This is a genomic window from Kitasatospora sp. NPDC001175 (assembly GCF_053598215.1).
Genome location: NZ_JBSFJU010000014.1, coordinates 106,413 through 119,629 on the forward strand (window position 1 = coordinate 106,413; position 13,217 = coordinate 119,629).

At 71.5% G+C, this 13,217-nt stretch carries 11 protein-coding genes and 1 pseudogene; 6 read left to right on the top strand and 6 right to left on the bottom strand.

Features of this window, described 5'->3' with window-relative positions:
* Positions 1 to 82 precede the first annotated feature (82 nt).
* From thrS to ACWDAK_RS13390, 3 genes are all read left to right on the top strand, one after another.
* Complete coding sequence (gene thrS / locus ACWDAK_RS13380; RefSeq protein ID WP_427393341.1) at positions 83 to 1,294, top strand: threonine--tRNA ligase; 1,212 nt, start codon at positions 83 to 85, stop codon at positions 1,292 to 1,294.
* A 169-nt stretch (positions 1,295 to 1,463) separates the two neighbouring features.
* Positions 1,464 to 2,345: a ribonuclease BN gene (locus tag ACWDAK_RS13385; RefSeq protein ID WP_344637934.1), complete on the top strand. Its 882-nt coding sequence runs from the start codon at positions 1,464 to 1,466 to the stop codon at positions 2,343 to 2,345.
* A 288-nt stretch (positions 2,346 to 2,633) separates the two neighbouring features.
* On the top strand, positions 2,634 to 3,458 hold the full coding sequence (locus ACWDAK_RS13390) for a helix-turn-helix domain-containing protein (RefSeq protein ID WP_427393340.1): 825 nt from the start codon (positions 2,634 to 2,636) through the stop codon (positions 3,456 to 3,458).
* Positions 3,459 to 3,619: 161 nt separating this feature from the next.
* On the opposite strand, the gene ACWDAK_RS13395 is transcribed toward ACWDAK_RS13390, so the two are convergent.
* The 3 genes and pseudogenes from ACWDAK_RS13395 to ACWDAK_RS13405 all read right to left on the bottom strand — a co-directional run bounded on the left by ACWDAK_RS13395 (position 3,620) and on the right by ACWDAK_RS13405 (position 4,998).
* The gene (locus ACWDAK_RS13395; RefSeq protein WP_344637932.1) at positions 3,620 to 4,300 is read right to left on the bottom strand and encodes a YoaK family protein; all 681 of its coding nucleotides are present in this window, start codon (positions 4,298 to 4,300) and stop codon (positions 3,620 to 3,622) included.
* Between the two features lie 117 nt (positions 4,301 to 4,417).
* Positions 4,418 to 4,825: pseudogene (locus tag ACWDAK_RS13400) on the bottom strand (cytochrome P450); the annotation flags it as partial.
* 17 nt (positions 4,826 to 4,842) lie between these two features.
* A complete protein-coding gene (locus tag ACWDAK_RS13405) occupies positions 4,843 to 4,998 on the bottom strand; it encodes a hypothetical protein (protein ID WP_344637931.1) in 156 nt (51 codons plus the stop codon).
* 95 nt (positions 4,999 to 5,093) lie between these two features.
* On the opposite strand from ACWDAK_RS13405, the gene ACWDAK_RS13410 reads away from it, so the two are divergent.
* The gene (locus ACWDAK_RS13410) at positions 5,094 to 6,623 is read left to right on the top strand and encodes a helix-turn-helix domain-containing protein (RefSeq protein WP_427393339.1); all 1,530 of its coding nucleotides are present in this window, start codon (positions 5,094 to 5,096) and stop codon (positions 6,621 to 6,623) included.
* Between the two features lie 223 nt (positions 6,624 to 6,846).
* Here ACWDAK_RS13410 and ACWDAK_RS13415 read toward each other — a convergent pair whose 3' ends face one another.
* A complete protein-coding gene (locus tag ACWDAK_RS13415) occupies positions 6,847 to 7,320 on the bottom strand; it encodes a hypothetical protein (protein WP_427393338.1) in 474 nt (157 codons plus the stop codon).
* 178 nt (positions 7,321 to 7,498) lie between these two features.
* Here ACWDAK_RS13415 and ACWDAK_RS13420 point away from each other — a divergent pair, with 178 nt between their 5' ends.
* Complete coding sequence (locus tag ACWDAK_RS13420) at positions 7,499 to 8,452, top strand: pseudouridine synthase (protein ID WP_344637928.1); 954 nt, start codon at positions 7,499 to 7,501, stop codon at positions 8,450 to 8,452.
* A 225-nt stretch (positions 8,453 to 8,677) separates the two neighbouring features.
* Positions 8,678 to 9,718: a PP2C family protein-serine/threonine phosphatase gene (locus tag ACWDAK_RS13425; protein WP_427393337.1), complete on the top strand. Its 1,041-nt coding sequence runs from the start codon at positions 8,678 to 8,680 to the stop codon at positions 9,716 to 9,718.
* Positions 9,719 to 9,879: 161 nt separating this feature from the next.
* Here ACWDAK_RS13425 and ACWDAK_RS13430 read toward each other — a convergent pair whose 3' ends face one another.
* Together ACWDAK_RS13430 and ACWDAK_RS13435 are read right to left on the bottom strand one after the other, a co-directional pair.
* On the bottom strand, positions 9,880 to 11,235 hold the full coding sequence (locus ACWDAK_RS13430; protein ID WP_344637926.1) for a DUF2254 domain-containing protein: 1,356 nt from the start codon (positions 11,233 to 11,235) through the stop codon (positions 9,880 to 9,882).
* Positions 11,236 to 11,331: 96 nt separating this feature from the next.
* Positions 11,332 to 13,215, bottom strand: coding sequence for an APC family permease (locus ACWDAK_RS13435; protein ID WP_344637925.1), 1,884 nt, complete (start codon positions 13,213 to 13,215; stop codon positions 11,332 to 11,334).
* Positions 13,216 to 13,217 lie beyond the last annotated feature (2 nt).

The window sequence follows — 13,217 nt, forward strand, 5'->3', positions numbered from 1 at the left end:
GCCCCGGGGCGAGAGCCCCGGGGCTTCGTCGTGTGGATCCCGTGGTCGCCCGCCCCACCCGATCACAGGGAGACCACCACCCATGCACGACCACCGCAAGCTCGGCCGCGAGCTGGACCTCTTCGACACCGACCCGCTGATCGGCTCCGGCCTGCCGTACTGGCTGCCCGCGGGCGCCGCCGTTCGACACAGCCTGGAGGAGTACATCCGCGAGGTGGAACGGCGGGCGGGCTACCGGCACGTGTACTCGCCCGTGCTCGGCAAGCGCGAGCTCTACGAGATCTCGGGACACTGGTCGCACTACAGCGACGACATGTTCCCACCGATGGACCTGGGCGGTGAGCAGATGGTGCTGCGCCCGAGCCTGTGTCCGCACCATGCACTGATCTTCCGCTCCCGGGCTCACAGCTACCGCGAACTCCCACTCAGGATGGCCGAGTTGGGCGGCATGTACCGCTCGGAGCTGTCCGGGGTGCTGGGCGGGCTGACCCGGGTGCGGGCGATCCAGCTCAACGACGCGCACGTCTTCTGCACCATCGACCAGGTCGCCGACGAGGTGCGGGCGGCCCTGGAGCTGATCCGGCGGGCCTACCGGGCGCTGGGGATCACCCCGGCGCGGATCCGGCTGTCGCTGCCGGGTGAGGGTGGGAAGTACGTCGCCGCACCCCAGCTGTGGGAGCGCTCGACCGCGCTGCTCACCGAGGTGCTGGAGAGTTCGGGGCTGGAGTACGAAGCGGTGGCGGGCGAGGCGGCCTTCTACGGCCCGAAGATCGACGTGCAGATCGCGGACGGGGCCGGCCGGGAGGCGACCCTGTCCACCGTTCAGGTCGACTTCCACCAGCCGGAGCAGTTCGACCTCGGCTACATCGGCCCGGACGGCTCGCGGCACCGCCCGGTGATGGTCCATCGAGCGATCATCGGCAGCGTCGAGCGGGCCGTCGCCCACCTGATCGAGCAGCACGGCGGCGCCTTCCCGGCCTGGCTGGCACCGGTCCAGGTGGTGGCGCTCCCGGTGTCGGAGGAGGAGGCCCCGGCGGCCGCGGCCTTCGTGGAGCGCTGCCTGGAGCGGGGACTGCGCGCCGAGTCGGCCGGCCCGGCGCAGGGAAGCCTGGGCGCCCGGATCCGTGCCGCCCGGCTCGTCCCGTACCAGGCCGTCATCGGCGCCCGCGAGGCCGCCGTCGACGAGATCGCGCTGCGTCTGCGGGACGGCCGCAGGCTCGATCCGCGACCGACCGGTGAAGTCCTGTCGCACATCGGCGAGTTGGTCTCGGGACACCGCACCGACCTCTGGTGACGTGGAGGCTCACGACCGCTTTCCTGACACACCGCTCCAAGGCCCGGGCAGCCCGGGTGGACGTACGGCTCCGCGGAGAGCGGTCGGCTCCGGACGGGCGGCGAGCCGTGTCCGGCCGGGCCCGGGCCGGTGCCGGATGAGAGTCTGGGAACGGAGGTGATCGGTGACCATGTCCGGAGCACCCGAGCGCGCGGCCGGGCCCGGGCCGCGGGGCAACCGCCGGACCGGGGCGAGCGCGCTCACCGGACCACTGCCCAGGCACGGAGCGATCCGGATCGCGGTCCACCGGATCTGGCGCCACGGGCGCGAGATGGAGCTGATGCACCGGGCGATGGGCTTCGCGGCCCTCGGCTTCGTCACCCTCGTCCCGCTGCTGATCGTGGTCGCCGCCGCCTCCCCCGTGCACGGAGCCGGGTTCGCCGGCTGGGTGGTGGACGGGCTCGGACTCTCCGGCCGCTCCGCACAGGAGGTCCGGGACCTGTTCTCCTCCCCGACCCAGGCGCTCAGCACCACCACCGCGCTCAGCCTCGCGGTCGCCAGCGTCTTCGGCATCTCCTTCATGGCGGCCGTGCAGACCGGCTACGAACGTGTCTGGCGGCTGCCCCCGGCCGCCTGGCACGCCGTCTGGCGGCAGGCGATCGGGCTCGCCGGGCTGGTCGGCTTCCTGCTGGTCGCCTCCTGGGCCGGCGTGCCCTGGCAGTCCAGCCCGGCCCAGCCCGCGCTCCGCCTGGCGACCGCGCTCGGCGGCGGTCTGCTGTTCTTCTGGTGGACCAAGTGGCTGCTGCTCGGCGGCCGGGTGCCGTGGCGGGCGCTCTTCCCCGGTTCCGCGCTGACGGTACTGGCCCTGGTCGGACTGCGGTTCTTCTCCGAGCTGGTCTTCCGCCCGCTGATCATCTCCAACGCGCTCTCCTACGGCGTGATCGGCACGGTGCTGGTGGTGCAGTCCTGGCTGGTCGGGGTGGGCTTCACGGTCTTCGCGGGCGCCCTGGCCGGCCACGCCCTCTGGGAGCACCAGCAGCACCGGAAGGAGCAGACCGAGCCGGCGGAGTGAGACGGCGACTGCCGGGCGGGGTGGACGCCCTCCGGTGGCGCCCGCAGACTGCTGCGATGGAACGATCGTTGGAGCCAGGTCCCGTCCTGGGCCCGGCCCGGGAAGCCGACGGCCGGGCAGTGGGCTGACGAGCAGCCCGCACGGCACTCGGTGGCGGAACGGACACGCGAGACCCGAGGCCCCGGGCCGGGCGGGGCGCGGAATCTCGCGGTCCCACTGCACGTACTGGAGGTACCGGCCCCGCAGGTACCTCCGTTCGCGATCGGATCATTCGACTCGATCGGCCCGATGTCACGGGCGGCCTTTCCGCACCGGCACTCCTTCTACGAGATCGTCTACATCGCCGACGGCTCCGGCTGCCATGTGGTGGACCTGGCCCGCAGACCGCTGCGCCCACCGCACCTGTGCGTGATCACCCCCGGCCAGGTCCACCACTGGGAGGACGCCGACGACGTCAACGGCTGGGTGGTGCTCTTCAACGAGGAGTTCCTGCTGGCCCACCCCGAGGACGGTGCGGCGCTGCGCGAGCTGAGCAGCCGCCCGTGGCTGAGTCTGGACGAGGGGGCGGCGCGACGGTTCGGCGACTTGATCGAGGCGATGGCCCGGGAGTACCGCGCGGCCGAGATGGGGTACGCCGGAGTGCTGCGCTCGCAGTTGCACGTGCTGTCGGTGTGGGCGCTGCGGGCGGCAGCCGGTGCGGGCGACGCCCCAGCGGCCGAGGACCGGGTCGGCGGACGACCGGCCGAGCTGGTGGCCGAGTTCACCCGCCTGATCGCCCGACCGGGGCAGGCGGAGCGCTCGGTGCGCTCGTACGCACGGGAGTTGGGCATCTCGGCCGGCTACCTGAGCGAGATCGTGAAGTCGGCGCTGGGCCTGACCCCGGGCAGCCTGATCCGGCGCAGCCAAACGCTCGATGCACAACGGCTACTCCTGCGAACGGATCTGACGGTACGACAGATAGCCAAGGAGGCGGGTTTCGCCGATCCCGCGTACTTCTGCCGGTTCTTCCGCCGCGAGACCGGCCTCTCCCCGGGCGAGTACCGCAGCCGGGGTGGAGGAAACCACCATGATCCCCGAATCGAGTCCATCGTCACCGCATCCGGTACGGCGTAGGTTTGACGGCAGTGATCCCCGACGGCCCACCGGTGTGCCGCACGGTGTCCGGCCCGGCGTGCTCGATCGCCCACCCCCACATCTCACAGGTGATCGTCCTGCCCAGGACACCGTGCGGCGCCCTGGCCGGCTCCCCCACACCCGGGCCGGCTTCTCGCGGGTCAGCGCACGGTGAGCTCACCGTGGGCCACGTGGCCGACGGCCAACGCCGTGACCACGACGGTACCCAGGAGCAGCGACCAGGCCACCCCGTGGTGCGATTGGAACCCGGCGCCGAGGAAGGCGCCGAGCCCCATCGCGACCGCCGCCCCGGCCCGGCGCCCGGAACGCGGGCCCGTGCCGCCGGCCGGCCGCGAGTCGGCGGCCAGGCCGGTCAGCGTCATGGTGAGCACGGTGGTGGTCAGGTCGGCGACGGCCGCCCTGCGCACCGAGGCGTTGCGGAAGCCCATGGCCACCGCGAGCACGGCGATCACCGCGTAGCGGCCCGCCTCACCCGAGGCCAGCGCCGCGACGGCGGCGGCCAGGCCGGTCAGCACCGCCTCCGCCGCCAGCGCTCCGCCGAACCACCGGTGCGTCGGACGGGAGTTCATCGCCACCGCGAACCGTCCGCCCGCCACGGCGCCCGCGAGAAACCCGGCCAGCGAGGTCAGCGAGGCCGCGGCCGAGAACCCCGGCGCACCCGCCGCCGCGAAGCCGACCAGGACCACGTTGCCGGTCATGTTGGCCGTGAAGACCCTGCCCAGTCCGAGGAAGCTGACCGCGTCGAGGAAGCCGCTGACCACGGTCAGAACCATCAGGACGGCCGGCAGCGACTCCCCGGCACCGGTCGGCTTTCCGCTCATCCCGCCATGTTCTCAGCGCGGCTTGCGAGTTGGGGGCGGCGCGCCTGACGCGTCGACGACAGTCCGATCGGCCGGGCGGTGGTCGAGGGCACCGCCCGGCCGATCAGGTGCCCGGGGTCAGAACCGCACCGGGAGGGCCAGCAGCCCGCGGGCCCGGATCGAGGGCCGCCGGCGCAGGGTGTCGCGCGGGACGTCCAGGGCCAGATCGGGGAAGCGCCGCAGCAGGGTGGCGATGGCGATGCCGGTCTCCATCCGCGCCAGGGGCGCGCCGACGCAGTAGTGGATCCCGTGACCGAGGGAGAGGTGGGTGCTCTCCCGGCGCCGGAGGTCGAGGCGGTCGGGCCGCTCGTAGCGGTCCGGGTCGTGGTTGGCTGAGCCGAGGGAGAGCAGCACGGTCTCCCCGGCGGGGATCGTGACCTCACCGGCGGTGAGGTCCTCCAGCGGGAACCGGCGGATCGCCAGCGGCGCGGGGGTGTCGTAGCGGGTGAGCTCCTCGACGGCGGCGGGGAGCAGCGCGGGGTAAGCAGGTCTTTGACGTCCTGCTACCTGGTGACCAGCCAGAACGGCAGTCGGTCGGGGCCGGTGATCCGCTGCACGGGAGCGGTCGCGCGGAGTGCGGCGTAGCCGCCGTACAGGTCCTGGAGCAGCTCGGTCACGCCGACGGTGGCCGGTGCGGGCTCGGGAAGAGTGGTCGCCATGAGGGGCGGCCTAGGGGCTGCGGCGCGACGCCCGGCATCGACTCCGGAACCTCCCCGCGCCAGTCGTATCTCAAATATGAGATATGGTCTGCTGCGTGACCGACGACTACCTCATGCGTATCGGCAAGCTCATCCGTGATGCCCGTCAGCACCGAGGCCTGACTCAGGCCCAGCTCGGCGAGGCCCTGGGAACCAGTCAGAGTGCGGTGAACCGGATCGAGCAGGGCAAGCAGAACCTCAGTCTGGAGATGATCGCCCGCATCGGCGAGGCCCTGGACAGCGAAATCGTCTCGCTCGGCTACGCGGGTCCGATGCACCTGCGGGTGGCCGGCGGCACCCGGCTGTCGGGCTCCATCGATGTCCGCACCAGCAAGAACGCCTGCGTCGCGCTGCTCTGTGCCTCACTGCTGACCACCGGTCGGACCACCCTCCGGGAGGTCGCCAGGATCGAGGAGGTCTATCGCATCCTTGACGTCCTCACCAGCATCGGCGTCAAGGTCCGCTGGCTGAACGACGGACGCGATCTGGAACTGACCCCGCCCGCTGAGCTGGACCTGGCGGCCATGGACGTCGCGGCCGCCCGGCGGACCCGCAGCGTGCTGATGTTCCTCGGTCCGCTGATGCACCGCGCCGACCACTTCGAGATCCCGTACGCCGGCGGCTGCGAGCTCGGCACCCGTACGGTCGAGCCGCACCTGACCGCGCTGCGCCGCTTCGGCCTGGAGGTGGCCACCACCGGCGGCAGCTACCACGCCAGCGTCTCGCCCGCGGTCTCGCCGGACCGGCCGATCGTGCTGACCGAGCGCGGCGACACCGTGACCGAGAACGCCCTGCTGGCCGCCGCCCGGCACGACGGGGTGAGCGTGATCCGCAACGCCAGCCCGAACTACATGGTCCAGGACCTGTGCTTCTTCCTGGAGCGGCTGGGCGTGCGGATCGAGGGCATCGGCACCACCACCCTCACCGTGCACGGCAAGCCGGAGATCACCTGCGACGTCGACTACGCGCCCGCCGAGGACCCGGTCGAGGCGATGAGCCTGCTGGCCGCCGCCGTGGTCACCTCCTCCGAGCTGACGATCCGCCGGGTGCCGGTCGAGTTCCTGGAGATCGAGCTCGCCGTGCTGGAGCAGATGGGCCTGGACTACGACCGCAGCTCCGAGTACCCGGCGCTCAACGGCCGCACCCGGCTGACGGATCTGACCGTGCGCCCCTGCAAGCTCACCGCACCGATCGACAAGATCCACCCGATGCCCTTTCCGGGCATCAACATCGACAACATCCCGTTCTTCGCAGTGATCGCCGCTGCCGCCCACGGCACCACGCTGATCCACGACTGGGTCTACGAGAACCGCGCCATCTACCTCACCGAGCTGGGCCGCCTCGGCGCCGACGTCAAGCTGCTGGACCCGCACCGGCTGCTCGTCCAGGGGCCCACCCGCTGGCGGGCGGCCGAGATGATGTGCCCGCCCGCGCTGCGCCCGGCGGTGGTGATCCTGCTGGCGATGCTGGCGGCTGAGGGCACCTCCGTACTGCGCAACGTGTACGTCATCAACCGCGGCTACGAGGACCTGGCCGAGCGACTGAACTCGGTCGGCGCCAAGATCGAGACCTTCCGCGACATCTGAGCCCGCACATCCCCGACCCCGGAGCACCTGGAGCCGGGGGCATCGGGAGCCTGGACGCCCACCGGGGATGCCGGAGCCCATGAGTTGTTGGAGCCCGAGGCATCGGCGACTGCGGATCAGAGCACCTCGGTACGTAATTCCGGGAATCGGCACATCGGCCTTCGCACCCGAATCAATCCGGGCGCGAAGGCCGACGGCCGTCCAGTGATGCGGGGAGTCGATGTCAGTCCCCGGTGTTGGTGGCCCAGACCGGACGGTTGTTGTGGTCGTAGACGACCACGTTGCCGTCGTCCTGCACGGCCACGTAGGCGCCCCGGTGCCAGGTGTTGGAGGCCCAGAGCGGGTGGCCGTTCCGGTCATAGAGCACGAAGTTACCGTCCTCCTGCATCACCGCGGCGTTGCCGTTCGGCCAGGCCCCGGGAGCCTGCCAGGCCGGCCGGCCGTCCTTGTAGAGCACGAAGTTGCCGTCCTCCTGGACCCGGAGCACCGTCCGGCCGTTCCCGGAAGTCCACGCCTGGTTCTTGTTCAGCGTGGCCGTCGGGTAGAAGTGGGAATCGCTCCTGACGCTCTTGCCCTCCCGTACGCCGTGGCCGGTCGCGGCAGGCGCGGAAGCGTACGCGCTACCGGCCAGCACGCCGCCGACGGTGAGCGCAGTGGTTGCGAGCGCGACGGAGAAGTAATTCCGGAACTTGGACACCGTGTTTCCTTCCATGAGAAGCAGGGCGGGACAATTAAATATCCACACTGATCGACAATGCAATACCTTTCTCGAATCCCAGAAATAGTCTTATTTACATTCGCAAGTGGGTGTGCGATCGACCTGTTATTGGAATGGGTTCGCCCGCGCGCCCGGCCGACCGCTACGCTGACCCGCGATGAGACGCAAGACCAAGGCGCCGCCCGCCCCTCTGCCGCAACGACTGGGCATCGACCCGGTCCGCCTCCGCCTGCCCGTGGACCGCAAGTGGGCCACGGTGCGCGACCACCTGGTCGACCGGCTGCCGGTACCGGCGTCGGTGATCGACGCCATGCTCGGCGAGGGCGCCGTGGTCGGGACGGGCGGACCGATCGCACCCGACGCTCCGTACGCGCCGGGTGCCTTCCTCTGGTACCACCGCGACTTCCCCGACGAGGTCCCGGTGCCGTTCCCGATCACGGTGCTGCACCGCGACGAGAACCTGGTGGTCGCGGACAAGCCGCACTTCATGGCGATGTCGCCGCGCGGACAGCACATCACCCAGAGCGCGCTCGCCCGGCTGCGCCGGGAGCTCGACCTGCCCACGCTAAGCCCGGCGCACCGGCTCGACCGGCTGACCGCGGGCCTCGCCATGTTCGTCATCCGGCCCGAGCACCGGGCCGCGTACCAGGGGCTGTTCCAGGAGCGGCAGGTGCGCAAGGAGTACGAGGCGGTCGCGCCCTACGATCCGGCGCTCGACCTGCCGCGCACGGTGAGCAGCCGGATCGTCAAGGAGCACGGCGTCCTCACCGCCCAGGAGGTCCCCGGCCCGCCCAACAGCGAGAGCCGGATCGAACTGGCCGAGACCCGGGGTGCGCTGGGCCGCTACCGCCTCACCCCGGTGACCGGCCGGACTCATCAGCTACGGGTGCACATGTGCGGCCTGGGCGTGCCGATCCTGTCCGACCCGCTCTACCCGGAGATCCTCCCGGACACAGCCCTGGACGACTTCCGCTCCCCGCTGCAACTGCTGGCCAGGTCTCTGGAGTTCACCGACCCGGTCACCGGGGAGCAGCACAGGTTCCGCAGCCGGCGCGCCCTGGAGAGCTGGCCCGCCCCTTCCGGGGGTCCGGCCGACCGGGTGGCCGCCTGAGCGGGCCGTACGGGCGTCGACAGCCGCTCCGGGTCCCCGGCTGACGCATCGGGCGCCGGGACCGCGCCGCCTCGCTCCCTGTCGCAGACCCGCGCCGGGTGGTGAACAGTAGGAGAGAGGAAACGGCTCCGGCAGGTGGGGCCGTCCGGAAGAAGGGCGGCCGCAGTGTCCGACGACGCCGGGGGCGCCCGAGGTCGGCCACCGCGCTACGTGTCGCTCCCGCCCGTGGGTTTCCGCTGGCTGGTGCTGGCCGGGGCCGTGGTGACCGCGGCGACCGTCGCGTTCGATCTCGCGACCGGGCCGAAGTCCACCTTCTCCCCCGTGCTGACGGCGGTCCCGGTACTGGCCGGGGTGGGCACCCGGCGGGCACTGGTACCACTGCTGGCCGGGGTGCTCACCACGGTGGTGGTGCTGCTCCTGGTCTTCACCAATCCCTTCGTGTCCCCGGTCGTTCATGCCACCGCCGCCGGTGCGGTGCTCGCCGTCGCGCTGATAAGCAGCGCGAACGTCGCACTGGTCGCCGCACGCGAACGGGAACTGCGTCAGGTCCGCACCGTCTCGGAGACCGCCCAGCGGGCACTGCTGCGGCCGGTCCCGTCGCGGGTGGGCTCGCTGCGGATCGCCGTGCGGTATCTGGCGGCGGCCGCCGAGGCCAGGATCGGCGGCGACCTCTACGAGGTGGTCCGCACCCCGAGGGGGATCCGGGTGCTGCTGGGCGACGTCCGGGGCAAGGGGCTGATCGCGGTGGAGACGGCCGCCGACGTCCTCGGGGTGTTCCGCGAGGCGGCCAGGGCCGAGGACGACCTGGCCGAGGTCGCGACCCGGCTGGACTCGGCGCTGCGCCGCGACCTGAGCGCCGAGGACTTCGTCACGGCGGTACTGCTCGACGTCCCCCAGGGGGCGGGCCCGGTCCAGGTGGTCAACTGCGGCCACCCGCCGCCGCTGCTGCGGACCGCCACCGGGGTGAGCGAGGTCCGGCCGCCCGTCGACGCTCCACCGCTGGCTCTGCTGAAGCTGACCGGCGGACGGTACCAGGCCGGAAAGGTGCGGTTCGGCGAAGGCAATCTGCTGCTGCTCCACACCGACGGCATCTCCGAGGCCCGCGACCCCGGCGGCCGGTTCTATCCCGTCGCCGAGCGGCTGTCCCAGCTGCCCGAGCAGGACCCCGGCGCCCTGCTGGACCACCTCGTCGCCGATGTGCACGCCCACGTCGGCGCCGGCCTCGACGACGACGCCGCCCTGCTGGCGATCCGCCGCTCGGACTGAGCGTACGGACCGGTCGCCTCCGCGAACCGCCCTGTTCCGCCCTGTTCCGCCCTGTTCCGCCCTGTTCCGCGAGGAAGCGTGTGTGGCGCGGCCTGGCGCGAACCGCCTGCGCCGCTGAGTCGTGCGGGGTCCTGCGATGCCGCCGGACGGCGACCGGCGGGTCAGGGTTGCTCGGTCAGGCTCGCGTGGACCGCGAGTACGGCCAGGTAGCGGCGGTGGACGTCGGCGCGGTCGGCCGCTTCGGTGACCGTCTCGGCGTTCAGCCGGTCGATCATCTCGGCCTGTTCCAGCAGCACCCGGCGCTGCTCCGGGGTGGTGGTCTCCGCCATGATCTGCGCGAGTGCGTCGAGCTGCCGGATCAGTACCGCCGGCATGCCGCGGCCCGCCTGGCGGATCTTCTCGAAGGCGCGCTGGACCAGTCGCTCGTAGCTCACCGGCACCGCCATCACCCGGATGTGGCCCGCCTCGTCCCGGTGGACCGGGTTGGGCTGCCAGCCGGCCGCGATCCGGCACAGTCCCTCGCCCAGCCAGTCGATGCAGGTCAGCGCGGTGAAGGTGTCGTTCACCGCGGTCGACAGCGCCCGGATGGCGATCTCGACCAGTTGGTCGACCGCGAAGGCGATGTCCTGGGCGAGCGTACGGGAGGGGCCGGTGATGTGGGCCCGGGCGAAGCTGCGGGCCACCTCGGGCGCCGCCGCGGCGGGCCAGACCGTGGCCAGCTGGTGTCCCTGGACCAGGAAGTGCCCGGGGCGGTGGTCCAGCCGGATGACGGCGTCGAGTTCGGTTGCGATGCGCACCAGCGTGCGGTGACGGATGAACTGCAGATAGCCGCTGGCCGGGGCCGGCACCGCCGCTCCCGACTCGTTCAGCCGGACGTGCAGCTCGGCCGCCGACGGGCCGCGCTCGACCTCACCCTCCCACTCGGGCTCCCCCGCGCCCGCCTCGATCGCCTCGGACAGTTCGACCGCGATGCTGGCGATCACGCGGGGCAGCTGGATGGAGGTGGCGATGTGGTGGATGAAGTAGATCAGCACCGCCAGGTCGACCAGCACCAGCACCATGCACACGGTGATCGACAGGTGCGGGACGAAGTCCCCGTACGAGGAGGGGCCGATGGAGACCAGCGCGAGGATCGCGTAGACGAACGTCCCGACGAAGGTGCCCAGGGTGAGCTGAGTGGTGCGGTCGCGGATGAAGGTCCGCAGCATCCGCGGTCCGAACTGGGTGGAGGCCAGCGTGAGCGTCACGATCATGATCGAGAACACCACGCCGACCACGGTGATCAGGGCCGCCGCGATGGCGGCGAGGATCTGCCGGGCCGCGTCGGCCGTTCCGCTGATCACCCAGGGCGGCAGGGCCAGCGCGCCCCGGTACGCCGCCCGGTCCAGCATCCAGGTGACGACGAAGAGGCCGCCGGCGAGGACGACCTCCAGTGTCGGGACGACCCACAGATTGGTCCGCAGCGCCTCTCGGCGCCACTGCGACTCCAGGTGGACCCAGCGGATCACATCGCCCACCACCAGTCCCCGACCAGGCCCGGTTGAACTCCTCCACCCTAGTCTCAGGGCCCGGTCGGCGCCGTTCGCGCCGGCGCCGACCGGCGGGCCGCGGAATCAGCCGACGTGGACGCGGGGGCGGCGGTTGCGGTCGGGTTCGGCCTCGCGGAGCACCTCGCGGGTGACGGGTGCGACCTCGCCCTGGCCGAACAGGAAGAACCGCAGGAACTGGGCGAAGGGGTTGCCCTCGGTCCACTCGAAGTACATGTGCGGCTGCTGGCCGGTCAGGTCCCGGACGTGCAGCAGCAGCGCCGCCAGGGCGTTGGGGACGCTGGAGCTCTCCAGCGCCAGCACCCGGTAGCGGTCGTGCATGACCTCTCCGCGTACCGTCAGCTCGGCCTCGAAGTCCGACGGGTCCCGGACGGTGACCTCCACGAAGACCAGGTCGTCCTCCGCCGGGAGGTCGTTGTCGGCACGGATCTGGCGGAGCTTGTCGCGGTACTCCGCCATGTCGCGGCTGTTGGGCTCGTTCGCGATGAGCCGGATCGTCCGGTGGGCGCAGTCCCGCAGGAACCGCTCGGCCGTGTCGTCGAAGTTGACGCTGGTGACCCGGAGTTCGAAGGCGCGGGCCAGCCGGGAGAGCAGCGAGACCAGTATGATCCCGGCGATGAAGCAGGCACCGATCTTCACACCGTCGGGGCGCTCGGCGACGTTGATCGCCGTCGTGTAGACGAAGACCAGCGAGATGGCCGCGAAGGCCACGGTCCAGCCGCGCTGGCCGGCCCGGCGGGCGGCGATGGTCACCGCGATGGCGGCCGAGCTGATCAGCACCAGGACACCGGTGGCGTAGGCGCCGCCCTGGGCGTCCACGTCGGCGTCGAAGAGCCAGGTCACCAGGAAGGCCACGGCGGTGAGGACCATCACCATCGGCCGCACCGCGCGGGCCCAGTGCGGGGCCATGCCGTAGCGCGGGAGGTAGCGCGGCATCAGGTTGAGCAGGCCGGCCATGGCCGATGCGCCGGCGAACCAGAGGATGGCGATGGTGGAGAGGTCGTAGATGCTGCCGAACGCCCCGCCGAGGTACTGGTGCGCCAGGTAGGCCAGGGCGCGCCCGTTGGCCTTCCCTCCGGTCTGGAACTCGTCGGCCGGGATGAGCAGGGTGGTGATGAAGCTGGTGGTGATCAGGAACGCGCTCATGATCACTGCCGCCGCGGTCAGCAGCTTGCGGGTACCGCGGATCCGCCCGGTGGGCCGCTCCTCGGTGTCGTCGGGGTCACCCTCGATGTGCGGCATGACCGCCACACCGGTCTCGAAGCCGGACAGACCGAGGGCCAGCTTCGGGAAGACCACCAGGGCCACCCCGATCATGACCACCGGATTGCCGTGCTGGGCGGTGAGTGCGCTGGACCAGTCCGTGATCACGTGCGGCGCGGCGATGACGTGGTACAGGCCCACCACCACGACGACGACGTTCAGCGCCAGGTAGACCGCGACCAGGGCCACCGCCAGCCCGATCGCCTCGGTGAAGCCCTTGAGGAACACCGCGCCGAGCAGGGCGACCAGCAGCAGGGTGATGACCACCTGGTGGCCGTGCAGGGTGCCGGTCAGGTGCGGGTTCTCCACCAGGTGGGCGGTGGCGTCGGCCGCCGAGAGCGTGATGGTGATCAGGAAGTCGGTCGCGGCGAAGCCGAGCAGCGTCAGGACGAACAGCTTGCCCTTCCAGAACGACAGCAGCCGCTCCAGCATGGCGATGGAGCCTTCGCCGTGCGGGCTCTCCTGCGCCACCCGGCGGTACACCGGCAGCGCACCGAAGAGGGTCACCAGCACCAGGACGATCGTCGCGACCGGGGACAGCAGGCCGGCCGCCAGCGCGGCGATGCCCGGCTGGTAGCCGAGGGTCGAGAAGTAGTCCAGGCCGGTCAGGCACATGACCTTCCACCACCGCTGCCCCTTGTGGGCTTCGGGGGCCTGGGCGTCCGGCCCCGGATGATGCTTGGCCATGT

What these genes read in the sequence shown, in the direction of transcription:
- ACWDAK_RS13405 (WP_344637931.1), bottom strand. Translation starts at nt 4,998, where the DNA reads ATGGCGACCACTCTTCCCGAGCCCGCACCGGCCACCGTCGGCGTGACC.
- ACWDAK_RS13395 (WP_344637932.1), bottom strand. Translation starts at nt 4,300, where the DNA reads ATGAGCGGAAAGCCGACCGGTGCCGGGGAGTCGCTGCCGGCCGTCCTG.
- ACWDAK_RS13390 (WP_427393340.1), top strand. Translation starts at nt 2,634, where the DNA reads ATGTCACGGGCGGCCTTTCCGCACCGGCACTCCTTCTACGAGATCGTC.
- ACWDAK_RS13385 (WP_344637934.1), top strand. Translation starts at nt 1,464, where the DNA reads ATGTCCGGAGCACCCGAGCGCGCGGCCGGGCCCGGGCCGCGGGGCAAC.
- ACWDAK_RS13420 (WP_344637928.1), top strand. Translation starts at nt 7,499, where the DNA reads ATGAGACGCAAGACCAAGGCGCCGCCCGCCCCTCTGCCGCAACGACTG.
- thrS (WP_427393341.1), top strand. Translation starts at nt 83, where the DNA reads ATGCACGACCACCGCAAGCTCGGCCGCGAGCTGGACCTCTTCGACACC.
- ACWDAK_RS13435 (WP_344637925.1), bottom strand. Translation starts at nt 13,215, where the DNA reads ATGGCCAAGCATCATCCGGGGCCGGACGCCCAGGCCCCCGAAGCCCAC.